Source organism: Rheinheimera texasensis DSM 17496 (genome assembly GCF_000711985.1).
Taxonomy (GTDB): Bacteria; Pseudomonadota; Gammaproteobacteria; order Enterobacterales; family Alteromonadaceae; genus Pararheinheimera; species Pararheinheimera texasensis.
Genome location: NZ_KL544007.1, coordinates 15,864 through 39,109 on the forward strand (window position 1 = coordinate 15,864; position 23,246 = coordinate 39,109).

Genomic DNA, 23,246 nt, shown 5'->3' on the forward strand with positions numbered 1-23,246 from the left:
CTACCGCAACGTCCAGTGATCGGACTTTCAACGAGCAGGCGTAACCCGTGAAGGAATCCATCTACAAGACGACTGGGCTCAACTCTCTCAGCATCAAATTTTCTGCACTGGTTTTTTTATTAACAGTGCTGGCCAGTACCGTCATTGCTTTTGCCATGCTGGCGTTACAGCAAGACGTGTTGATTGACCAGGAACACGCTGAGCTCGAACAAACCACTTCGCGCTATGCCAGGCAGCTGGATAATGAATTCTGGCAGAAAGAAAAAAAGGCCATCAGCGCGAATCAGGTTGTAAGCCGTTATCTGCAGCAACACCCAGCAGTAAAGGAACATCAGGCCGAAAGTTATGCCGACGGCAGCTTGCGCAGTAAAGATGATTTGTCGGCGGCGTTTCAGCAGCAACAAAATTTCCAGCGTCAGCCGCACGGCTATTTTGGCCAGACACAGCAGTTGTGGCAGCAACTGGCACCTGTGCTGCTCGAAGACTTCTTTAATTTCTATTTTATTTCCAAAGATGGATTTATCCGCATCTCCCCTGCCGATTGGGCGCTGGAAATTCCTGCCGATCATGATTTTCGCAAAGATATCTTTTTTTCGATAGCGACGCCCGAGCAAAATCCGGCCAGGTTACCGCGCTGGACACCGCTGTATTACGACTCAATCTGGCAAAAATGGATGACCAGCCTGGTGATCCCGGTCTATATCAATGACGAGTTTGTTGGTATCACCGGTACCGATTTGGTACTGGACGACATTTTTGCCGATTTGGGGCAGATTTCGCAGTGGGAGCCCGGCCGGCAGGCCATGTTATTTGACGGCAAAGGTAATTTATTACTGGACGCGCAAAACAGCCTGCAGCGGCAAATCGCCAAGCCGGCGATGAATCAACTGGCTGTTGGTATCAAACCGCAACAGGCTGAATTACATCAATTTATGCAAAGTGTGCTGGCCAGGCCATCGGCACAGGGGCAGCTCAGCCGTGAAGTGGAAAATTACGTCGCATCGACCGCGCGGATAGACCGGCTCGATTGGCACGTGATGTTGTATCACGCCAAAGCTGACGTGGTGAAAGGGCTACAGGACTACCGCAATAAAGTGGTGTTGTTATTTTTGCTGGTGGCGCTGATTGTGGCGCTGGCTCTGCAGTTTTTTATCTATAAATTTGTCCTGAAACGGCTGACCAATCTGGCCAATGCCGTGCAGAGGTTGTCGCACAACGACGGTGAAAAAATTGAACTGGACGATCGCTTCGATGAAATAGGTTTGTTAAACCGCGCTTTTGCCCGGATGTCCGATGAAATCACCCAGCTCATCGGTGGTCTCAATACCCGTATTCAGGAAAAAGAAGAAGCAGAGCGGGCGACACGTAAACTGAGTAAAGCCGTAGCCTTTTCCAGCTCAGGCATAGTGCTGACCGACAGCGCGCTGGTAGTCGAGTACGTCAACCCATTCTTACTGGAAATGATTGCCGCCGAGCCGGAAACGGTACTGGGCAAACCTTTGTCCTTGTTGTTTGCGCACGAAATGCGCTTTGTTGGCGAAGATATTTTGCAAAGTCTGCAGGAGCGTCATCACTGGCGTGGCGATATGCTGCTGCAACAGGGTAACAAACAATTCTGGGCCAGCCTGGCGATAGCGCCTATTCGTGATGATAAAGGTGATGTCAGTAACTATGTCTGTGCCATGCAGGACATTTCTTTTATTAAAGAAAGTCAGCGCAAAATGGAACAACTGGCGTATTACGACGTGCTGACCGGCCTTGCCAACCGCAGTTATTTCCGTGATCAGCTGAGAAAAGCGATAGCGATGGCGGCACGGGGTTATTACCACTTTGCGCTGTTGTATTTTGATTTAGATGAATTCAAACGCATTAACGATACCCTCGGCCATGATGCCGGCGATGAACTGCTCAAAGAAGTGGCACGGCGGCTGATTAGCCGGCTGCGCGAAGAAGATACGATTGCGCGGCTCGGCGGCGATGAATTCGCGGTGATTTTAAGCGGCATTTCCGATCGCAAAGCAGCAGCAACTATTGCCGAGAATCTGCAGCAAGCCTTTGCTCAGCCGGTACGACTGGCAGGCCATGATGTAGCCATCAGCGCCAGTATCGGCATCACCATAGCGCCGCAGGACGCCGACGAAGAGGAAATGCTGCTCAAACACGCTGACCTTGCGATGTATGAAGCCAAAGCGCGCGGCAAAAATACTTACCATTTCTTTAGTCAGGAACTCAATGACGCCGCCAATGACCGGCTGCAAATCGAAAACCAGCTGCGTGAGGCCATTCGCGAGCAACAGTTCCTGCTGTATTACCAGCCAAAAATTGATATCCGCACCAATGAAGTCAAAGGTTACGAAACGCTGCTGCGCTGGCTGCGGCCGGACAACACTATGGTGCCGCCACTGAAGTTTATTCCGGTCGCCGAATCGACCGGTTTAATTGTGCAAATCGGCGAGTGGATATTATGGGAAGCCTGCCGTTTTCTGGCGCGCCAGCACGCCCGTGGCTTGCTGGTGACTGTGTCCGTGAACCTGTCAGCCCGTCAGTTTACCGATCAGGATTTACCGGGCCTGGTGGAGCGCATCCTCAAACGTACCGGCGCTTTGCCGGAGTATCTGATTCTGGAAATTACCGAAAGTATGCTAATGGGCGACACTGATGCGGCCATTACCCAGCTCAATGAGTTAAAACGGCTCGGATTGGCTTTATCAATTGATGACTTTGGTACAGGCTATTCTTCGCTGAGTTATCTGAAGCGTTTCCCTGTTGATGAACTGAAAATCGACCGCTCTTTTGTCAAAGACATTCCGGACGACAAAAACGACATGGACATTACTGCGGCCATTATTGCGATGGCGCAGAAAATGGACCTGCGGGTTGTAGCCGAAGGGGTTGAGACCGCAGAGCAGGTCGAATTCCTGCTGAACAATACTTGTTATCTGGTACAGGGTTATTACTTCAGCATGCCGTTGGCCGAGCAGGAACTGTCCCGCTTAAACTTCAGTGTGAACACGCAAAAGCTTACTCAAAAAACAATCACTTAATTCAGGAACATCAGAATGAAGCCACTTCGTTTATCGCTGCTCAGTGCAGCGGTTGTCTGTGCTGTTGCGCCAGCATGGGCTGATCCAACGCAGCCGCTGCAGGGCATCCGTGATAATAGTGCTCAGCTGTTGGCTTTCACCGGAGCGGTTGTGCATACCGAACCCGGCAAAACGCTGAGCAATGCCACTGTGCTGGTGCAAAGCGGCAAAATCACTGCTGTTGGCACCAATTTAAAAATCCCGGCAGGCTTTCGCCAGATTGATGTCGCCGGCTACCACCTGTATCCGGGTTTTATCGATTTATATGGCCAATATGGTGTGGAAAAAGCGTCCTCAGAGCGCAGCGGTGGTCGTGGCGATGGCCCGATGTATCAGAACCCACGTAGAGGTGGCAATGCAGTCAACGCCGCAATCCATGCCGAACAGCGCTGGGCTGACAGTTTTATGCCAAATGCTGATGATGCCAAAGCTTATCAGCAGCAAGGTTTCACCACAGTACAGTCTGCCCGTCAGGACGGTATTTTCCGCGGCCAGGCCGTGGTTGCTTCGACCGGCAAAGGCTTGCCAGGCGAGCTGATTTTAAATGCCGATGGTCAGCATTTTTTATCGTTTGACCCGGGCAGCTCGAAACAAAGTTATCCGTCTTCCCTGATGGGCAGTATTGCGCTGGTGCGTCAGACGCTGGCCGATGCGCAGTGGTATCAGCAAGCATACGGCAAAGCCGACTGGCGTTTATTCCGCGAACCAGTACCTTTTAACGCCGCTTTAGCCGCGCTTGGTCAGTTAAATCAGACCGGTCTGGTGTTTGAAGTCAATAACGAGCGTAACCTGCTGCGTGCTGACAGTCTGTTAAAAGAATTCAACTTGCCAAAAGTCGCGCTGGTCGCTTCCGGTTATGAGTACGTGCGGGCGGCGGATGTGAAAAAGACCGGTCGCAACCTGATTGTGCCATTGGCTTATCCGGCCGCGCCAAGTGTCGGTAAGCTGGATGACCAGCTTGATGTTAGTCTGGCGGATTTACGTCATTGGGAACGGGCACCGACCAACGCAGGCGCGCTGGAAAAAGCCGGAGTGAATTTTGCCCTGACTACCCACAAGCTGGACGATAAAGCCAAGTTCTGGCCAAACGTTCGTACCGCAATTAAATATGGTCTCAGCACTGAAAAAGCGCTGGCGGCGTTAACCACAGTGCCGGCTGAACTGATTGGTATGCCAGGCCAGCTCGGCCGGATAGCCAGTGGTTATCAGGCTGATTTAGTCGTCAGTAAAGGCGATTTATTTAAAGACGGTGAAATTGTTGCGACCTGGAACCGCGGTGTCGAAACTCAGTTTAAACCGCTGCAAAACGCCGATGTGGCCGGTGATTACGCGCTGAATGTTGCTGGTAAAGCACTGAAACTGAACTTAAGCGGTGCTTTGGGTAAAGTCGAAGGCAAAGTGCAGCAAGGTGAAAAAGAAGCCAAGCTGGAAAACCTCAGTGTCGACAAACAGCAGGTGCAGTTTGGTTTTAGCCTCAAAGACGTTGACGCCGGTGACGGTGTGGCACTGTTTAGCGGTTCGATGGCTGGCAATTTGCTCCAGGGCACCTTACAGCTGCCGGATGGCAGTCAGCAGGCGCTGACACTAAGCCGTCAGGCTGCAGCTGTTAAAGCCGATGAGAAAAAAGCTGAAGACAGCACTTTATTGTCGCAGCTGAGCATGCCGAATCAGGCATATGGTGTGGCAAACGCACCGCAACGCCAGAACGTACATATCAAAAATGCCACGGTCTGGACTTCGGACAAAGCCGGTAAGCTGGAAAATACCGATGTGATTGTCCGCGATGGTGTGTTCACTGAAATTGGCAAAAACTTAAAAACGCCGTCAGGTTTTGTCGAAATTGACGCCACCGGCATGCATGTAACTGCCGGCATCATCGATGAGCACTCGCATATCGCCATTGAATCAGGCGTTAACGAAGGCTCCGACGCGGTGACCTCAGAAGTGCATATCGGCGATGTGTTAAACCCGGATGACATCAATATTTACCGCGGTTTAGCCGGTGGAACCACCACAGCACAGCTGCTGCACGGCAGTGCTAACCCAATCGGTGGCAAAGCGCAGGTGATCCAGCTGCGTTGGGGCGTGTCTCCTGAAGGCCTGAAGTTTAAAGCTGCACCAGCAAGCATCAAGTTTGCGCTCGGTGAAAACGTCAAGCAATCAAACTGGGGTGATAACTACACCAGCCGTTATCCGCAGAGCCGCGTTGGCGTGGAAACCACCATTCGTGATGCGTTCCAGGCCGCCAAAGAATACAAAGCCGCCTGGGCAGCTTACGATGACTTATCGTCGTCAGAGCAAAAACGCACAGTGCCGCCACGCGTTGATTACCGCCTGCAGACGCTGGTGGAAATTCTCGACAACAAGCGGTTTGTCCACACCCACTCTTATGTCGCTTCAGAAATTCTGATGCTGATTAAGCTGGCGGATGAAACCGGCTTTAAAGTCACCACTTTCACGCACATTCTTGAGGGTTACAAAACCGCCAAGGAAATGAAAGAGCATGGGGCCAGCGCGTCAACTTTTGCCGACTGGTGGGCGTACAAGATGGAAGTAAAAGATGCTATCCCAACCAACACTTGTCTGATGGCAGACCAGGGTGTGGTGGTATCTGTGAACTCTGACAGCCCGGATTTACAGCGCCGGTTAAATCAGGAAGCGGCCAAGTCGGTGAAATACTGCGGTATGTCAGAAGAAGACGCACTGAAGATGGTCACGATCAACCCGGCTATTCAACTGAAAGTTGATCAGAAAGTCGGTTCTATTGCTGAAGGGAAGCAAGCAGACTTTGTGTTGTGGTCAGAGCATCCGTTGTCAGTTTATGCCAAAGCGATGCAGACCTGGATTGACGGCACCAAGTACTATGATCGTAATGTCGATATGACGCTTAATGCCGGTATTGAACGCGAGAAACAACAGCTGATCCAAAAAGTGTTAAAAGCACCGGACAGCGCCAAAGCGGGCAGTGGTGGTGAGATGAAAAAACCAGAACCAATCTGGCACTGTGAAGACAACGGCGACTACCTGGACCTGGCTTTTGGCCGTGTCGCAGGTGCGCAACAACACGCTCATCAACACTAAGCAAAGGAGCTTCAGATGACTTTTAAATTGAATAGCCTGTCGCTGCTTTGCATCGCAGCTTTTGCCACCCCGGCACTGGCGACCTCGCCGGTACCGGCAGCAGCGCAGCAAGGCGCAGTATTACTGAACGATGCGACCTTACATACGGTCAGCAATGGCGTGCTGGAAAACACCGACCTGTTGATGGTTGACGGCAAAATTGCCGCCATCGGCAAAGACTTGTCAGCGCCAGCCGGCGGCACTGTGGTTGAACTGCAGGGTAAGCATGTTTACCCGGGCCTGATTGCGCTTGCTAACCAGCTAGGTCTGGTGGAGATTGAAGCGGTGCGCGCCACCGATGATACCCATGAAGTGACGGATACTAACCCGGACGTGCGGGCACAAGTGGCGTACGACGCCCAATCGGATGTGATCCCAACTGTGCGCTCTAATGGCATCAGTTACAGCCTGGTATTCCCGGCCGGTAGCCTGCTGATGGGCCAAAGCAGCCTGATGCAGCTTGATGCCTGGAGCTGGCAGGACGCGACGGTCAAAGCCGGTGTTGCTTTGCACATCAACTGGCCGAATGCCAGTGTGCTGAGCTCGCCGTGGAATCCGAAAAAGCCAGAAGAGTTAGCCAAGCAAAACGCTGAAGATCTGCAAAAGCTGTATGACACCATGGCGCAGGCCAAAGCCTATGTCGATGCGAAAAAAGCTGGTGCTATTAAAGCGTTGGATTCGCGTTGGGAAGCCATGATCCCGGTATTCAGCGGTGAACGTGCAGTGTTTGCTCATGCTGAAGATGCCCGGCAAATCCGTCAGGCCATCGCATTGGCTGACAAATATCAGCTGAAGCTGACCATTGTCGGCGGCCGTGACAGCTGGCGCGTTGCTGATGAGCTGGCGGCGCGGAAAGTGCCGGTGATCTTCGGCTCACCTTTTGGTATTCCAGATCGTGACGACGAAGCCGTCGACACTGCTTATGCCACACCGGCCAAGCTGGCCAAAGCCGGTGTCACTTTCGCCCTGGCGATTGGCAGTTACTGGGATAGCCGTAACCTGGCCTTTGGCGCCGGTCAGGCGGTGGCTTTTGGTTTGGATAAAGAACAGGCACTGGCTGCTGTGACATTAAATGCAGCCAAAATCGCCGGTGTTGACGACAGACTCGGTTCTTTGGAAGTGGGCAAAGCCGCGACAGTGGTGGTGTCTGAAGGCGACATTCTGGATTACCGCAGCAGCAAAATCAGTTCGATGTGGATTGACGGCCGTGCGGTTGATTTAAACAACAAACAAAAAGATCTGCACCAGAAATATCAACAGCGTTATAGCCGGTGATAGGGTTGAATGTTTGATCTGAAAAAGCGGCTTCGGCCGCTTTTTTGTTGTCATGAAGAAATACTGACTTCTTCCGGCTCGTCGCGGAGCACCTCCCGGCCCTCACCATAGGTTCGGGCGTTCGCCGGGCATGCAGCCAAACTGTTGGCTGCATGAGATCCCCGGCTCACCGTAAAAACGGCGAGACGCAAAGCAGTTTGCGTCTCGAAACCCCGTTTTTACCCCCCCGACCACTTGTGTTTGTAGCCGAGTTTGGTCAGTTCTTGTTGGATGACTTCGCGTTTGTCGCCCTGAATTTCGATAATGCCGTCTTTGACCGCGCCGCCGCAGCCGCATTTCTTTTTCAGCAGTGCGGCGATTTCAGCGAGCTTTTCTTCGGGTTCGGCGATGCCGGCGATGGTGATGACGCCTTTGCCGTTACGGCCTTTAGTTTCACGTTTTAAGCGCAAAAAGCCGTCAGCAAAGGCCTGGCCTGTGGCTTTTTCTGCTTTAGGTGCGTCAATGCGACCGCTGTCGGTGCTGTAAACCAGACTATCGCCGGCAGGTGTTGTTGGTTTTGCCGTGGCCTGGCCGCCGAGTTGCTGTTGCCAGTCGGCTAAGGAGATTTTTTTTGAACTCATGCTCGGTTCCGTTTCGTCGTGCGCTGTTGTTCAGCCTGGAATCGTGGCAAGATAAAGCAACACAAGGCGCACAGCAATGCTTCCGTTTTAATCTATTGCAGCTGCTGGCGTAAACGCTGAATTTCCCCGCAAAGTCTTGGATTTTTGCCTCAATCTGGTAGACTGCTGCGGCATTTTTAGAAATCTGGACGGCTATTTTGCTTCAAATGTCGATTCAAGCATATCTCGCACGCTGCGGCGTACAGAGCGATACTATTTCCGCTGATTTTTACCAGCAAGTGGCAGATTATCAGCTGCAGCTCACAACTTTAGCGCCGGCCAGCACCGTACAATGGCAGTTCCGGGTACCGGAACTCGGCGAAGGCGGCAGTTGTTCTTTATTTGGCCAGCTGGCGGAAGAACCATATGATTTGGCGCCGATCCTGGGCGGGCAAACTGACGCTAACCAGCAATTGCTGGCCAAAGTCACTGCTATCGTCCAGTTTTATCAGGCGCAGAGCGCCAGCCATTGGTTTGGTGTGTATCAGCGCAGGAAGAATTCGGCCGGCGAAACTGTGTTAGTGAAACTGGCCTATTTCGGCGCTGAAAGCCGGGCAGAATTTCCACTAACCGCCGAATTTGCGGCCATCAGTAATAACAGTACTGTTGGCTTGTCGGGGCAGGGGCGGATTATCAACGACGTGGCGGCTTATCTGGCAAAAGGCGGCGAGTATTACACTTGCGACCCGAAAGTCCAGGCCGAAGCTTGTTTGCCACTGCTTGGCGCTGATGGCGCTGTTATCGGCATCATTGATTCCGAAGCATTCACACAAAACTTATTTCACGGTAAAGAGCTGGCGCTGCTGGTTGCAGTCGCGCTGACTTTGCCGGCGCTGCTGGCCTGATAACATCAGACCACCGCGCATGCAGGCTGAGGTTATGCTGCAGCCGAAGAATTTTTAACAGTATCAGCAACAGTAACAGGTGAGCACTTTATGTTTTCTCGTTTACAGCCGGTAGCGACAGATCCGATTTTGGGTTTAATGGCCGCGTACAAAGAAGATCCGAATCCACTGAAAGTGGACCTGGGTGTCGGTGTCTACAAAGACGAAGCGGGCCACACGGCTGTGCTGGAATGTGTGAAAAAAGCGGAAAAGCTGCGGCTGGATAACGAAGACAGCAAAACTTATATCGGCATGGCTGGCGATTTAAGCTTCAACGCTCATATCGAAAAACTGGCGTTTGGCCCGCATAAAGTATTGTTGGAAGGCCGTACCACCACGGCGCACACGCCAGGCGGTACCGGTGCGCTGCGCGTCGCTGCTGAATTTATCAAAAAGGCCAACCCGGATGCGACTATTTGGGTCACCAGTCCAACCTGGGCCAACCACATTTCGATGTTTCAGGCTGCGGGCCTGAAAGTCAAAGAATACGCCTACTACGATTACGACACTAAAGGCCTGAAAGAAGAGGCGATGTTCGCTGAACTCGCCACAGTGCCGGCCGGTGACGTGGTATTAGTGCATGCCTGCTGTCATAACCCAAGCGGCATGGATTTAAACTTTGTTCAGTGGCAGAAGTTTGCGGCGCTGGCGAAAGAACGTGGTTTCACGCCATTGGTCGACATGGCGTATCAAGGCTTTGGTTTGGGCCTGGACGAAGATACCCAGGGTCTTCGTCACCTCGCCAACGAAGTGGAAGAACTGATCCTGTGTACGTCCTGTTCGAAAAACTTCGGTTTATACCGTGAGCGGATTGGTGCAGTGTCTGTAGTCGTCGACAGCAATAAAATGCTGGAAACGGCCCGCACCAACTTACTGGCCGTGGTGCGTAGCATCTATTCTATGCCACCGGCGCACGGCGCTATTATCGTCAGCCATATTCTGGATAGCGCGGAACTCACTGCTTTGTGGCACCAGGAACTGGCCGTGATGCGTAACCGTATCAACGACTACCGTCAGCTGATTATTGACAAACTGCAGGCCGAAGGCGTGCAGCAGGATTTCAGCTTTATTACCAAACAACACGGTATGTTTAGCTTCCTTGGTATTAATAAAGAGCAAATCGAGCGGCTGCGAAAAGAATTCAGTATTTATATGGTGGGCTCCAGCCGCGTCAGTATCGCGGGCCTGAATCACAGCAATATTGATTATTTCGCCAAAGCTGTGGCGACCGTGCTGAAATAAATCAGCTCCGTCGTGTTTATCGCTGCAACAAAGGCAACTTAACGGTTGCCTTTGTTTTTTGTGCTGTTTAAGGTAAAGCAAAGTGATCAATCGGAGCGCACAGGTTGCGGCAATTGGCAGTGAAGCGGTGGCAGGGATGTCTGATAGTAATGATGTTGGGGCTGACGCTTGGTAAACCGGCAGTCGCAGCACAACCGCTGCGGGTGGTGCTGGAAGTTTCACCACCGCATCAGACGCTGGATAACGGCAAAGTCGGCGGCCTGACGACTGCTGTGGTTGCAGAGTTGCTGCAACAGGCTGGCTTATCGGCAAGCTTCGAGGTGTATCCCTGGGCGCGCGCTTTTAAAATCGCGGCGACGACACCGGATGTGCTGATTTATAACATGGCGCGCACTCCGGAGCGCGAAGCGCAGTTTGAATGGATTGGTATTGTAACCCGTTATAAGTTTGGTTTGTTAAAGCTGAGCCAGCGGGAGGATATTCAGGTCAGTCAACTGGCGGATATCAAACATTATGTCGTAGGCGCGCAGCGCGAAGATTTTTCTGCTGAGTGGCTTAAGGATGCAGCGAAGCAACCACCGGAAAAGCTGGAACTGCAGCCAGATGTCATTGAAACCTGGCGTTTACTGGTCAACGGCAAGCTGGACCTGATGATTGATGATCCGCAGGCCATCGACGATATGCTGCACCAACATCAGCTGGAGCGCAGTGATATCGAGTTTGTGCTATTTCCGCCAGAACTGGAGCAACAAACCTGGATTGCGCTGAAAAAAGGCTCATCGCCGGAGTTGGTGCAACGGCTGCGTCGGGCTTACCAGCAAGTTCGAGGTGGCAGCGCTTATCAGCAAGCGATGGGGCAAATCGTCAGCAAAGCCCATTAGCGTTGTTTGCTACTTCATAAAAAAATCCCTGCCAAAGCAGGGATTTTTATCCGAACAATTTTCGTCGTTAAATCTTCTTGTATTTAATGCGGTGCGGCTCTAATGCCTGCGCACCGTAAGTCGCTTTTAACCAGGCTTCGTAATCCGAATAGTTGCCTTCGAAGAAGTTCACTTTGCCTTCGTCGCGGTAATCGAGGATGTGCGTGGCGATACGGTCGAGGAACCAGCGGTCGTGCGAGATCACCATGGCGCAGCCCGGGAAATCCAGCAAGGCGTTTTCTAAGGCCCGCAGTGTTTCCACGTCTAAATCGTTGGTCGGTTCGTCGAGCAGCAGCATGTTGCCGCCGGCTTTTAACAGGGCTGCCAAGTGCACGCGGTTGCGCTCACCACCGGACAATTCGCCGATAAACTTCTGCTGGTCGTTGCCTTTGAAGTTAAAGCGGCCAACGTAAGCCCGGCTTGGAATAGTGAAGTTGCCGATTTGCAGCATGTCCTGACCGTTGGAAATTTCCTGCCAAACGGTATTTTTCGGATTCATGTTGTCGCGGAACTGGTCGACGCTCGCCAGCTGCACGGTTTCACCGACTTCAATAGTGCCGGCATCTGGCTGCTCTGAGCCGCTTATCATGCGGAACAGCGTTGATTTACCGGCACCGTTGGCACCGATAATGCCGACAATCGCGCCTTTTGGCACGCTGAAGCTTAAATCGTCAATCAGCACGCGGTCGCCATAGGATTTGCGCAGGTTTTTCACTTCCAGCACTTTGTCGCCTAAACGAGGTCCTGGCGGAATGAACAACTCATTAGTTTCGTTGCGTTTCTGGAATTCCTGGCTTTGCAGTTCTTCAAAACGCGCCATGCGCGCTTTGGACTTGGCATGGCGGCCTTTAGGATTGGTACGCACCCATTCCAGTTCTTGTTTGATGGAGCGCTGGCGGGCGTTTTCGGTTTTCTCTTCCAGCTGCAGACGGGCTTCTTTTTGTTCCAGCCAGCTGGAGTAGTTACCCTGCCATGGGATCCCTTCGCCGCGGTCCAGCTCTAAGATCCAGCCGGCAACGTTGTCGAGGAAATAACGGTCGTGGGTAATTGCCACCACAGTACCGGTGTAATCGTGCAGGAAGCGCTCCAGCCAGGCGACAGATTCAGCATCTAAGTGGTTGGTCGGTTCGTCCAGCAGCAGCATGTCTGGTTTTTCTAACAGCAAGCGGCAAATAGCGACACGGCGGCGTTCACCACCGGACAGCACTTTGATTTCGGCGTCCCATGGCGGCAGACGCAGCGCATCGGCGGCGCGTTCTAAAATATTGTCGAGGTTGTGGCCATCTTTAGCCTGAATGATCGCTTCCAGCTCGCCTTGTTCACGGGCCAGCGCGTCAAAATCTGCGTTTTCGTCGGCATAAGCGGCGTACACGGCGTCAAGGCGGGCAAAGGCGTTTTTCACGTCGGCGACGGCTTCTTCCACCACTTCGCGCACGGTTTTGCTCATATCCAGCACGGGTTCCTGTGGCAGGTAACCGATGTTGATGCCGGCCAGTGGCTTGGCTTCACCGTCGAACTCCTTGTCGACGCCGGCCATAATACGCAGCAGGGTGGATTTACCTGAACCGTTTAAACCGAGCACACCGATTTTGGCGCCTGGGAAAAACGATAATGAAATGTCTTTTAAAATCGTACGCTTAGGTGGAACCACCTTCGACATCCGATACATCGAATAAATGTATTGAGCCATGATTGGAGTTGTCCCTTCAGGAAGAATGCAGCGAATTGTACGTTATTTTTCGAAGGGGCGGGAACCTGCCACAGTGACAAATTCAGCCTGAGGCAAAAATTTCCGGTGCCAATCAGCAAAGCTTCTGGGATAATCTTTAAAGCACGGCCGGACATTCCCGTCCCGGCGACCCAACACAGGACTTCAATCATGGCTGAATATGCACACGATCCGGTATTTCAGGGCTTTATCGCCGAAGCGCGCTCAGAAGCACAAGTTTGGGTGCTGGCGCATGGCGAAGATTTGCTGGTGGTCGAATCGGTTGAATTTGAAGACACTGATGTGATGCCATTCTGGTCGAATGAAGCTGCGGCTCAAGCACACTGCAGTGAAGAATGGGCAGAATACAAACCGGAGGCCATTCCGCTGGATATTTTCTGCGAAGGCTGGTTAAAAGAGATGTATGACGACGGCGTGCTGATTGGCACCAACTGGGACAGCGAATTAAATGGCCCGGAAGTGGAACCACGCGAAATACTCGAAGCGCTGTCGCAGCTGCAATAACTCGTTTCTGCGCCATGAAAACCCGGTTTTACCAGGTTTTTGTTATTCTGTGCTCTGCTTTGAACCAGGGTTCACTTTTCAGCACCGGCAAAAAAATCTTCTACCGCTTGGGGCAAAGCCGCCGGCAGCACCTGCAAGTCGCGACTGAACTCCCGCAGCAATAGTTGGAATACCGCCAGTCGCGCCTGATGTTTATCATTGGCGTCAATACAATGCCAGGGCGCCTGTGGGGTTGAAGTGCGGCTAAACATCTCATCGCGCGCTACGATGTAGTCATCCCAGCGCGCCCGGTTACGGATATCCTCAGCGGTGAGTTTCCATTGTTTCGCCGGGTCCAGGTAACGCTCGGTGAAACGGCGCAGCTGGGTATCGGCGCTGATATCGAGCCAGATTTTCACCAGTACAAAACCCTCTTGCTGCAACATCTGCTCAAAAGCATTGATTTGCTCATAAGCACGTTGCCAGACGTTGTCATCCACCAGCTGCTCCACCCGTTCCACCAGCACCCGGCCATACCAGGAACGGTCAAACACCGCCCAATGGCCTTGTTGCGGCAGCCGTTGCCAGAAACGCTGCAACCAATGCTGGTTGCGTTCGGCGTCGTTCGGGGCGTTGGTCGGCCAGACATGCAACCAGCGTGGGTCCAGACACCAGCCAAGCCGGCGGATAATGCCGCCTTTGCCGGCTGCATCCGGCCCTTCCAGAACTATGACCGCGCCGCGCTGTTGCCGCCCCATTGCCTGTTGTAGCAGTACCAGCTGATGTTGTAATTGGCGTAATGCTTCGGTGTGCTGATCTGACATCGTTGAATTCCATCGCTGACTATCTACCAATATCTTGCGTCAGTTCAGCGGTCTTTGCATGCTCTTTACATAGGCATTGTTGCAAATAAGAATGAATCTCAGTAACATTCAGGCCAGTTTTAACCGGAGGTAGTGCTTTGTCGCGTTTTCTGCGTTGGTTGCACATTTATGTGTCGATGGCCGTGCTGGTGGTGTTTGTATTTTTTGCCCTGACCGGTATCACGCTGAATCATCCGGAATGGCAAATGGATGCCGGCAAACAAAGTGACAGTGTGCAGTTGCAGCTACCGCCACAGTTAGTTGCGCTGGCGTTTAGCGAAGATCAGTTGCAGCAGGCGGCACAGGCGCAGCAAATCGCTGACTGGCTGCGGACAGAGCATCAGGTGCAAGGTGCCGTGTTTGCTTTTGTCTATGATGCCGACGAGCAGCTGCTGGAACTCGATTTTAAGCAACCGGCCGGTTTTACCAATGTGCAAATTGAGCTGGAAAGCGGCGCGGTGGAATTGTCGCGCGAATTCGGCGGTTATCTGGCACTGCTCAATGACCTGCATAAAGGCCGTTACGCCGGTACGGCCTGGAAATGGCTGATTGATATCGTGGCGGCGGCTTGTTTGTTGTTTGCGCTGAGCGGTTTTTATTTGTTGTGGCGACAGCCCGGCAGGCGTTGGTGGGGCGTGCAGTGCGCGTTGACCGGCGCCGGTGTGATGTTGTTGGTTTATCTGGCCGCGCTGCACTGATGGGTCGAATGTTGATCTGCAGACGGTGTGAAGTGGTGAAAAGGAGAGTAGGGCGTTGAAAAAAACATGCAGTGTGGCACTGATGCTGGCTTTAGGTTTTAGCATGCCGGCCACGGCCAGTGATCTGGAGATCTCATTACAGCTGCCAAAAATAAGCGAAGGCCAGTATCACCGGCCTTATGTGGCGGTCTGGGTCGAAGACAGCAGCGAAAAGTCAGTACGTTTAATTGAGATCTGGCGGGAAAAACCAGATTGGATCAAAGATTTACGCCGCTTTTGGCGCAAAACCGGCCGCGCTGACCAGCCGCTGGTGGATGCCCGTACCGGCGCGACCAAAGGCCCGGGCGCTTATCAGCTGCGCTGGGATGGCAAAGATGACAAAGGCGCAATGGTACCAAAGGGGGCCTATCAGCTGGTGATTGAAGCGGCGCGCGAACATGGTGGCCGGCAGCTGGTGAAACAGAAATTTAATTGGGATGGCAGTGCCATCACCCTGACCGTTGCAGCCGGTAACGAAATCGGTGAGGTTCAACTGAACCGCAAAGCGCCTTAACAACGTTGATTTTTAGCAAGGACATATCTAATGAAAACAGTTCATTTATTCACTCTGAGCGCGTTGTTTGCCGCTTCCAGCGCGTTGGCCCACACGATGAACGTGCTGCCAAGCCATTATGTGCAATCAAAAACCGGCGGTTTTGTCACAGTGGATTTATTTGCCAGCAATATGACGTTTCAGGCGGATAAAGGTGTTGGCGTCGATGGTTTTAAAGTGGTGTTGCCAGACGGTACTGTGGCAAAGCCAGCCTCCGCCGCACAGGGTAAACGCAAGTCGATGGCTGATGTTGAATTGCCGGTCGCCGGAACTTACCGCTTAGAAATGGGGGGGCAGCCGCGTTATTTCACCAGCTATAAAGTCGGTGGTGAGCAAAAACGGCTGATGGGTGACAAGCAAAAAGCTGCCAAAGAGCTGCCAAAAGACGCGACAGATGTGGTCACCACACAAGGCCGCAACCGCGCACTGGCATTTGTTACTGTCAATGGCCCGACTGACACAGTGCTGAAAACCACAGGGCAAGGCCTGGAATTCAGTTTTGACCGCCACCCGGCGGACATTGTCGCCGGCGAAGCTGTGACTGTAACTTTAATGCTGAACGGCAAGCCAATCGAAGGTGTCAAAGCTGATCTGTCATTTGACGGTGAGTTGTATCGCAATGACCCGGCGCGTCAGCATCTGGTCACTGACAAAGCTGGCCAGTTTAGTTTCACGCCAGCCAATGCCGGGCGTTATTTGCTGGAAGCGTCAGCCGAAGCGGTACTGAAGTCTGATAAAGCCGACAAAATCCGCGAAGGTTTTACCTTGAGTTTTGAAGCGGCCTTACCTTAATAGCAAGGCCTGCTGCGCCGGCGCCTTGCTGGCGCCGCAGAAAGCAAAAAAAAAGAGGAGCGAGCTCCTCTTTTTTAACCAGCGATGCGTTCACATCTGCTGTGACTGTTTAACCGACCAGGTCGATTTCCAGTTCATCTTCGTCATCCAAATCCAACATCTGCCGTAAGCGTTTTTGCTCCATCAGATCGTCGATCCGGCGTCTGGCTTCGACTTTATGTTTATTTTTCGCGTCTTTATTGCTGATCTTTGTCAGCTTGATGTCGGCGCCTGCATCAGCAGTGCCGTAGTCCCCTGCAATCATTTCGGCCATTTTATGCGACTTCCCTATGTAATTCTTTTTTCGAGCCGCCCTCGTTTTAGTCCTATTTCAGAGACTGCTAAAGAGATTTATTTTTATCGTAATCATAAACAATGTTTATCGATGCGCTAAGTAGTTGCTCTTTATCGCAGTTCAGCTTCCTCTGGTCGGATCCGCAGACAGATCTACCGGATCGTTCGCTGAAAAATTAAACAATGGCAGATGGTAGTCGGGATCTTTTTTGCCAATTCAGCGTATGATCAGAAAAAAAGGAGGGTATATGCGTGTGTTAAAATTAGCGTCTTTGTTATCGGTTCTGGGGTTGGCTTTAGTCAGTGGTCAAGCAGCCGCAGCCCAATGTGGTGATGTGCTGAATCATTCGATGCAGCAATTGCGCAGTAAAGAAACTGTCGATTTATGTGAGTCCTATCAGGATAAAACTTTGCTCATCGTCAATACCGCCAGCAAATGCGGTTTTACCCCACAATTCAAAGCATTACAGGCTTTGTCTCAGAAGTATGCCAGCAAAGGTCTGGTGGTTTTAGGCTTTCCGTCTGACGATTTTATGCAGGAGCATGATGACGAAGCCAAAACCGCTGAAGTCTGTTACATCAACTACGGCGTGAAGTTTCCGATGTTCTCCACCAGCCCGGTGCGCGGCGATGATGCCAACCCGGTGTTCAAAGCGCTCATTGCCAAAACCGGTGAAAAACCAAGCTGGAACTTTAACAAATATCTGGTCAGCAAAGGCGAGACCACAGTGAAACACTTTGGTAGCAAAGTAAGCCCGGACGACCCGGCGTTTATTGCTGAAGTCGAAAAGATGCTGGCGCAGTAAAAAGTAGCCACAGCGAAAAAGCCCGCGATGAACGCGGGCTTTTTTCTGGCCTATTTCACGATAACTTTGTTCAGATCACCCGACTGATAACGCCAGCGTTGCCATGCCACTTGCAGGCGGTATTTCAGATTGCGCAGCGCAGTGGTATCGCCCTTGCGGCTGCCGCCGCTGATTTGATTGATCACACTGTCGAATTTCGTTGATGGCCAGATGGTGTAGGGCAGTAGAGAAAATAACTGCAGGTCCAGTTCGGCACCGAATTGCAAATCTAAATCCACCGGTCGGAAGAATTTGTCACGTTGCAGCATTTTCTTGGCACCGCTTAAACTCATGGCGTAACCGGTGGCGCAGTTTGGAACGCGCTTGAAATTCACCAGTTCAAAACCGCTATCCAGAGCTTTGCGGGCAAATGCTGGCGTATCTCTGTCGTCTGAAAGCTTAATATGGTCCCAACCACTCAGCTGGCTGATTTGCGCCAGGGCGTCAGCGAAGCGGGTGTCTACATCTATGTCATCTTCCAGCACAATGGCCACTTCAATATTTTGCTCGACCATCAATTGCCAGACGCCGCGATGCGATAAATAACAACCTAATTCACCCGGTGATAAAGATCGGCGGAAATACTGCAGGTTCGCGCTTTTATCGTAACAGGCATCAACTTCTGCCGGGCTTAAGTCTTTGCCGTAAACCCCGCGAAACCGTTGTGGCTGGATCCCCAGCGCCTGTAGCTGTTGTTCTGCATGGACAAAACGCTCAGGTGAGCTGTCCAGGTTGATGATAAACACCGGGATGTGAGCAAGAGCGGGTAAAGTCATGAATGGTCCTGCAGCAAAATACAAAGGCGCTAGTGTAAGCAAATTCAACCAGGCACTCCACGTAATTTACGTCGCCCGGATTTTGTATGGCTTGAGTTCTGTCAGGGACTGTCTTAATATTGGTTTTAGTTATTAGCATAGAACGTAATGAAATAAGGAGCTGCCATGAGCTGGACTATGCCGTTGCTGGCAGCTTTATTAATCGGCATTACGTTGGGCCTGTTTGGCTCCGGTGGTTCTATTCTGACGGTACCGGTACTGATTTTTCTACTGGATATGCCGGAAAAACTGGCGATCAGCACTGCGCTTGGCGTGGTGGCGTTGATTAGTCTGGGCGCTGTATTGCCATATGTCTGGCGCCGTCAGGTGGCAGGCAGCTTGCTGGCGCAACTGGCGTTACCCGGCATGGCGGGGGCGGCGCTTGGCGGTTATGTCAGTCAATGGCTGCCGGCATTCATACAGTTGTTGATTCTGGCAGCGTTGATGCTACTCAGCAGTGTCAATATGTGGCGCACGCATCCCTGGCAATTCCAGTTACCGCGGGTCTGGCAAGTCATGCTGGCGGGCACGGGGCTTGGTCTTATCACTGGCCTGGTCGGCGTAGGCGGTGGTTTTTTGCTGGTGCCGCTGCTGCTGGCGATAAGCGACCTGTCCTCACAGCGGGTGGTTGCAACCAGTCTGGCGCTGGTGTTTCTGCAAAGCTGCAGCGGTTTTGTCAGTTTGTGGTTCAGTCAGCCACAGCTGAGACCAGATTTATGGCTGGTCGGTAGTTTTGGTTTGGTCGGTGTGGTTGGAAGCCTGTTTGGCTTGCTGGCGCTGCAATATTTGCCGCAGCGCTGGTTCCGGCGCGCTTTTGCATTATTTTTACCGGTGTTGGCTGTCAGTTTAGTGCTACAGCACTGGCGTTAAGCTGACGTTGGCGGTGTGCGACAAATAAAAATTTATCGTATATATTAGAAAATATTAATTTACTGGAGGTGGCTATGACGGTTGAAAGAGCTTTATTAGTGTTCGCAGGGTCTATGGTGTTGCTGTCAGTGTTGCTGACCTACTATGTGCACCCGAACTTTGTCTGGCTGACGTTGTTTGTCGGCGCCAATATGATCCAAAGCGCCTTTACCGGCTTTTGCCCGGCGGTAATGGTGATGAAAAAACTGGGGCTGAAAACTGAAGCGCAAAAAGCCTGCGCTGTGCGTTGAGCGTGAGTATGCGGTGAGCTTGTGAGTGCTCTGATCTGCGAAGCCAATCAGATCCGGCTAAAACCCGGATCTGGTTGAGTCGCCTGATGAGTCGCCGCTTCGCGAGCTAACACATCACAGCGTTCGTTTTCCGGATGACCGGCATGGCCTTTCACCCAGTGCCAGCGGATGTCGTGGGTCTGGCATGCTGCGTCGAGGCGTTGCCATAAATCTTTGTTTTTCACTGGTTCTTTGGCTGCTGTGCGCCAGTTATTGCGTTTCCAGTTCACCAGCCACTGCGTGATGCCCTGGCGGACATACTGACTGTCGGTGGAGATATCTACAGAGCATGGGCGCTTCAGACATTCCAGCGCGGCAATAGCAGCCATCAGTTCCATCCGGTTGTTGGTGGTCTCGATAAAACCGCCGGATAACTCTTTGACATGCTGCTGATACTTCATCACTACACCATAGCCGCCCGGGCCCGGATTACCGAGGCAGGAGCCATCGGTGTAGATTTCAACAGTTTTATGCATCAAGACTTCCCAGCTATCACAACGGCGTATACTCTAACGCAAAAAGTGCTGAAAAACGATTTCTCATGGCAAAACGTCAGATCATCCTCGATACCGAAACCACCGGTATCAACCCGCAGGAAGGCCACCGCATCATTGAGATCGGTTGTGTCGAGATGTTCAACCGCCGGCTTACCGGCAATAACTTCCATGTCTATTTAAATCCGGACCGGTTTATCGAACAGGAAGCCATTAATATCCACGGTATCACCAACGAATTTGTCGCCGACAAACAACGCTTCCGCGACATCGCCCAACAGTTTTTTGACTATGTGCAGGGCGCCGAGCTAGTGATCCACAATGCCGCGTTTGACGTCGGCTTTATTAATCACGAATTTAAATTGCTGGCGGAGCCATTGCCGCCGGTCGACAGTGTCTGTGCCATTCTCGATACGCTGAAGCTGGCGCGGGATTTACATCCTGGCCAGAAAAATAACCTTGATGCTTTGTGCCGCCGGTATGACATCGTCAACAGCCACCGGACTTTCCACGGCGCTTTACTCGATGCCGAGATTCTGGCTGATGTGTATCTGGCGATGACCGGAGGGCAGGTCAGTCTGAACCTGGCCAGTAATAGCGGTAGTGAACAAAATAATCAGCAACAAATCGGGTTGGTACGGCGCGGGCCGTTAAAAGTTGTCAGCGCCAGCGCAGACGAGCTGGCCGCACATGAAAAACGACTGGATTTGGTACAGAAAAAAGGTGGGTCTTGCCTGTGGCGCAGTTAAAGTGGCTTTCGTTGTTGTGGATTGGTGCAGCGCTGTTGGCGCCACATGCTTTTGCTCAAACCAGCGCCGCAGCTGAAACCAAAGCGGCTGCACCGGCCGAAAAACAGGTTATCACTGAGCTGAAAGACATTGCCGGCACTAACAGTATTCCGCTGCTTGGCAACCGGTTTCGCATTGATTATGCCGTTGATGAAGTGACGCTGGTGTTTTTCCGCAAAAAAGGCGCGCCGTCTGTGGTGCTGGTGCGGCCGGATGGCAGCAAAGTTTACGCCCGCACAGCCAAAGACAACGGCATGCAGTGGTTTGACGATAAAACCTATGACCTGATTAAAATGACCAAGCCTACGCCGGGCCCCTGGCAGGCGATTGGTGAAATTTTGCCGGAAAGCCGCATTATGGTGCTGACAGACATTGGTCTGGACGTTGATGCGCTGCCCAAAGACCTGATGGTTGGCGAAATTTTTAAAGTCACAGCCCGGCTCAGTAACGGCGGCAAGCCAGTCAATGTCAAAGATTTTCGCGATATTCTGCAGCTGGATGTGTTGTTGTTCAGCACGCAAAAGCCCGGTTTTGACAATTCCAATGCCACAGTGCTGAATTTCACCACTTTTGCTGATGATGGCAAAAACTACGACGAAAGACCGCGTGACGCCATCTTCACCGGTGAATTTAACTTAAAAGTGCAGGCAGGGGAGTGGTTACCCAAGTATTTGGTAAAAACACCTTTATACACGCGGGAACTGATGCAAGAGCCAGTGTTGGTGGTGCGCACACCGATCAAAACTGAATCCGTAGAAAGCCTGACGCCGGATGAGCCGCATCAGGTGATTTATCAGGTGACTGACGGACCGCTGAATCCCGATACTTTAATAGTTCAAGGCCGGCTGCGTTACCCCAATGGGGAAGTGCAGAGTTTTTCACTCGGTGAGCAAAAAGGTGATAAACGCATTTTGCGCGTGGCTAATGCTGGCGTTGGTACTTATCGCATCGAGCAGATGCTTTTTGGTAAAACACAGAGTGGCCGTGATGTGGTGATTAGTCTGCCGGAATATACTTTTGCCGCCATCGGTCCGAAGATAGCTGTGCCGGAAATTCCGGTTGCTGATAAAGTTGCAGCGTCAACTGAGGCAGGGGCAAAAAATCAGTCTGATCCGGCAGCAAGTCAGGCTGAAATACCGGTAGAACCACCGGCTGAGTTTCCGCTGGGGCTGGTGATAGGGGTGAATCTGCTGATTTTAATCGGCGGTGGTGGCGCGATTTTTCTGACGATGAATCAGAATGCGCAGCGGACCTTTAGCATGTTAGTGGCCAAGGTGAATCCGGCCGCTATCCTGCGCCGGAAAAAAGCTGGTGTTGGGGATATTGCATCTGTTGAAGCAGAATCAAGCCCGGCCACTGCGGCTGACAGCGCCGCAGCGGTGAAAAAAGCACCGAAAAACAAAGCCTCTGACGATATTTTGGACCTTTCGTTACCGGATGATTAAGCTTTAGCCAAATCCGGCAAAAAAGAAGTTGACGGGTCTGGGGCAGAACCGTATTATTCCCGCCGCAACGCAGCATCCCCAACTGATATGCTGTGTTGAAGGCTTGGAGCGGTAGTTCAGTCGGTTAGAATACCGGCCTGTCACGCCGGGGGTCGCGGGTTCGAGTCCCGTCCGCTCCGCCACTTTACTGCACTGAACAGCAGTAAAACAATAACCAGCCAAGTGCTGGTTTTTTTGTGCCTGCGATTTGTCTGTCGCATATTGTGTTGTTGATCAGTCAAAATCAGCAGAGGTGAGCAGTTTCGTCAGTGCCAGCAGCTGTAGGCGCTGCAGCAAATTGACAGCCCTGCTGGAGAGGACTGATCACTTCTACTGGAAATGACTGATCAGGCTGCTGGGGATTTTGCGCGGTTTTTAGTAAAAAAAGGACACCTGTTTATGGGCGTCCTTTTCATTTATTGGTGTCTATTTACTATTTAAGCAGTAGCTACGGCATTATTTATACTATTCAATTATATAACAGTCATTAATTTTAAACTCTGGGGAAAACGCACCTTTATTAAAGTAAGCATCCACTGAAACTGCACCAGGAGCAGGGGATGTAATGATTGCAATACTTAAGCCACTTTTATTAAACAACACAATCCCGCACTCTGAATAGTATTCGTCACATTCATATGCAATCAACTTTGCAGAACTAATTGCAAAACCTTCAATTGATTCCAAACTAGAACTATCTGAACCTAAAAAACGATTCTCTCCTATTGATACCTTGATAAAACCTACTTCCTGCCAACCGTCTAAATCACCTGTCTTTGATGACAGTGTGACCACACATCCATTATCAGCCATTAACCTGAGACACCAAGTGCACGCAAGACTTTGGTGGTTAGGTATCTGGTAAGCTATGAGAGTAAGTCCCTCTAGCTTGGCTTGGATGCTATTCCAATTAAGACCATCAGCATCTATTTTAAATTTTTTCATTTT

Annotated in this window: 22 protein-coding genes and 1 tRNA gene; 16 read left to right on the forward strand and 7 right to left on the reverse strand. The window is 51.7% G+C overall.

Annotated elements, in window-relative coordinates:
- Positions 1-47: 47 nt before the first annotated feature.
- Genes Q399_RS0119290 through Q399_RS0119300 form a run of 3 tightly spaced genes read left to right on the forward strand, consistent with a single transcriptional unit; the run spans position 48 to position 7,478 of the window.
- The gene (locus tag Q399_RS0119290; RefSeq protein WP_031571455.1) at positions 48-3,044 is read left to right on the forward strand and encodes a bifunctional diguanylate cyclase/phosphodiesterase; all 2,997 of its coding nucleotides are present in this window, start codon (positions 48-50) and stop codon (positions 3,042-3,044) included.
- A 15-nt stretch (positions 3,045-3,059) separates the two neighbouring features.
- Positions 3,060-6,164 (forward strand): amidohydrolase family protein, encoded by a 3,105-nt coding sequence (locus Q399_RS0119295; protein ID WP_031571457.1) that lies wholly within the window; start codon positions 3,060-3,062, stop codon positions 6,162-6,164.
- A 15-nt stretch (positions 6,165-6,179) separates the two neighbouring features.
- A complete protein-coding gene (locus Q399_RS0119300) occupies positions 6,180-7,478 on the forward strand; it encodes an amidohydrolase family protein (RefSeq protein WP_031571460.1) in 1,299 nt (432 codons plus the stop codon).
- Positions 7,479-7,696: 218 nt separating this feature from the next.
- On the opposite strand, the gene Q399_RS21250 is transcribed toward Q399_RS0119300, so the two are convergent.
- Entirely contained in the window at positions 7,697-8,098 is a 402-nt protein-coding gene (locus Q399_RS21250) for a translation initiation factor (RefSeq protein WP_037046794.1), read from the reverse strand.
- Between the two features lie 206 nt (positions 8,099-8,304).
- On the opposite strand from Q399_RS21250, the gene Q399_RS0119310 reads away from it, so the two are divergent.
- The 3 genes from Q399_RS0119310 to Q399_RS0119320 all read left to right on the forward strand — a co-directional run bounded on the left by Q399_RS0119310 (position 8,305) and on the right by Q399_RS0119320 (position 11,144).
- On the forward strand, positions 8,305-8,982 hold the full coding sequence (locus Q399_RS0119310) for a GAF domain-containing protein (protein WP_031571464.1): 678 nt from the start codon (positions 8,305-8,307) through the stop codon (positions 8,980-8,982).
- Between the two features lie 90 nt (positions 8,983-9,072).
- Entirely contained in the window at positions 9,073-10,263 is a 1,191-nt protein-coding gene (locus Q399_RS0119315) for an amino acid aminotransferase (protein ID WP_031571467.1), read from the forward strand.
- 149 nt (positions 10,264-10,412) lie between these two features.
- Positions 10,413-11,144: a substrate-binding periplasmic protein gene (locus Q399_RS0119320; protein WP_051686190.1), complete on the forward strand. Its 732-nt coding sequence runs from the start codon at positions 10,413-10,415 to the stop codon at positions 11,142-11,144.
- A 67-nt stretch (positions 11,145-11,211) separates the two neighbouring features.
- Here the strand turns inward: Q399_RS0119320 and ettA are convergent, their stop codons facing one another.
- The gene (gene ettA / locus Q399_RS0119325; protein WP_031571471.1) at positions 11,212-12,873 is read right to left on the reverse strand and encodes an energy-dependent translational throttle protein EttA; all 1,662 of its coding nucleotides are present in this window, start codon (positions 12,871-12,873) and stop codon (positions 11,212-11,214) included.
- A 189-nt stretch (positions 12,874-13,062) separates the two neighbouring features.
- Between ettA and Q399_RS0119330 the strand changes: the two genes are divergently transcribed.
- Positions 13,063-13,416 (forward strand): DUF2750 domain-containing protein, encoded by a 354-nt coding sequence (locus tag Q399_RS0119330; RefSeq protein WP_031571474.1) that lies wholly within the window; start codon positions 13,063-13,065, stop codon positions 13,414-13,416.
- Positions 13,417-13,487: 71 nt separating this feature from the next.
- Here Q399_RS0119330 and Q399_RS0119335 read toward each other — a convergent pair whose 3' ends face one another.
- Positions 13,488-14,219: a polyphosphate kinase 2 family protein gene (locus Q399_RS0119335; protein ID WP_031571476.1), complete on the reverse strand. Its 732-nt coding sequence runs from the start codon at positions 14,217-14,219 to the stop codon at positions 13,488-13,490.
- Between the two features lie 137 nt (positions 14,220-14,356).
- Here Q399_RS0119335 and Q399_RS0119340 point away from each other — a divergent pair, with 137 nt between their 5' ends.
- Genes Q399_RS0119340 through Q399_RS0119350 form a run of 3 tightly spaced genes read left to right on the forward strand, consistent with a single transcriptional unit; the run spans position 14,357 to position 16,340 of the window.
- Entirely contained in the window at positions 14,357-14,956 is a 600-nt protein-coding gene (locus tag Q399_RS0119340; RefSeq protein ID WP_031571479.1) for a PepSY-associated TM helix domain-containing protein, read from the forward strand.
- 55 nt (positions 14,957-15,011) lie between these two features.
- On the forward strand, positions 15,012-15,509 hold the full coding sequence (locus Q399_RS0119345; protein ID WP_031571483.1) for a DUF2271 domain-containing protein: 498 nt from the start codon (positions 15,012-15,014) through the stop codon (positions 15,507-15,509).
- 30 nt (positions 15,510-15,539) lie between these two features.
- Positions 15,540-16,340, forward strand: a complete 801-nt coding sequence (locus tag Q399_RS0119350) for a DUF4198 domain-containing protein (protein ID WP_031571485.1) — start codon at positions 15,540-15,542, stop codon at positions 16,338-16,340.
- 109 nt (positions 16,341-16,449) lie between these two features.
- Here Q399_RS0119350 and Q399_RS0119355 read toward each other — a convergent pair whose 3' ends face one another.
- Positions 16,450-16,653, reverse strand: a complete 204-nt coding sequence (locus tag Q399_RS0119355) for a PA3496 family putative envelope integrity protein (RefSeq protein WP_031571487.1) — start codon at positions 16,651-16,653, stop codon at positions 16,450-16,452.
- A gap of 268 nt (positions 16,654-16,921) precedes the next feature.
- On the opposite strand from Q399_RS0119355, the gene Q399_RS0119360 reads away from it, so the two are divergent.
- Positions 16,922-17,479 (forward strand): glutathione peroxidase, encoded by a 558-nt coding sequence (locus Q399_RS0119360; RefSeq protein ID WP_031571489.1) that lies wholly within the window; start codon positions 16,922-16,924, stop codon positions 17,477-17,479.
- A gap of 50 nt (positions 17,480-17,529) precedes the next feature.
- Here Q399_RS0119360 and Q399_RS0119365 read toward each other — a convergent pair whose 3' ends face one another.
- On the reverse strand, positions 17,530-18,294 hold the full coding sequence (locus Q399_RS0119365) for a glycosyltransferase family 25 protein (protein WP_031571492.1): 765 nt from the start codon (positions 18,292-18,294) through the stop codon (positions 17,530-17,532).
- Between the two features lie 165 nt (positions 18,295-18,459).
- Here Q399_RS0119365 and Q399_RS0119370 point away from each other — a divergent pair, with 165 nt between their 5' ends.
- Positions 18,460-19,203, forward strand: coding sequence for a sulfite exporter TauE/SafE family protein (locus tag Q399_RS0119370; RefSeq protein ID WP_031571494.1), 744 nt, complete (start codon positions 18,460-18,462; stop codon positions 19,201-19,203).
- 74 nt (positions 19,204-19,277) lie between these two features.
- Positions 19,278-19,493, forward strand: coding sequence for a YgaP family membrane protein (locus Q399_RS0119375; protein WP_031571497.1), 216 nt, complete (start codon positions 19,278-19,280; stop codon positions 19,491-19,493).
- A 47-nt stretch (positions 19,494-19,540) separates the two neighbouring features.
- Here the strand turns inward: Q399_RS0119375 and rnhA are convergent, their stop codons facing one another.
- A complete protein-coding gene (gene rnhA / locus Q399_RS0119380; RefSeq protein ID WP_031571501.1) occupies positions 19,541-20,008 on the reverse strand; it encodes a ribonuclease HI in 468 nt (155 codons plus the stop codon).
- 65 nt (positions 20,009-20,073) lie between these two features.
- Between rnhA and dnaQ the strand changes: the two genes are divergently transcribed.
- The 3 genes from dnaQ to Q399_RS0119395 all read left to right on the forward strand — a co-directional run bounded on the left by dnaQ (position 20,074) and on the right by Q399_RS0119395 (position 22,441).
- Positions 20,074-20,775 carry a DNA polymerase III subunit epsilon gene (gene dnaQ / locus Q399_RS0119385; RefSeq protein WP_031571502.1) on the forward strand — a complete coding sequence of 234 codons (702 nt, stop codon included), beginning with the start codon at positions 20,074-20,076 and terminating at the stop codon, positions 20,773-20,775.
- Positions 20,763-22,259, forward strand: a complete 1,497-nt coding sequence (locus tag Q399_RS0119390) for a TIGR03503 family protein (RefSeq protein WP_031571504.1) — start codon at positions 20,763-20,765, stop codon at positions 22,257-22,259. Before dnaQ ends, Q399_RS0119390 begins: the two co-directional genes overlap by 13 nt.
- A gap of 105 nt (positions 22,260-22,364) precedes the next feature.
- A tRNA-Asp gene (locus tag Q399_RS0119395) sits at positions 22,365-22,441 on the forward strand.
- A 322-nt stretch (positions 22,442-22,763) separates the two neighbouring features.
- Here Q399_RS0119395 and Q399_RS0119400 read toward each other — a convergent pair.
- Positions 22,764-23,243 (reverse strand): hypothetical protein, encoded by a 480-nt coding sequence (locus tag Q399_RS0119400; protein ID WP_031571507.1) that lies wholly within the window; start codon positions 23,241-23,243, stop codon positions 22,764-22,766.
- Between the last annotated feature and the right edge of the window lie 3 nt (positions 23,244-23,246).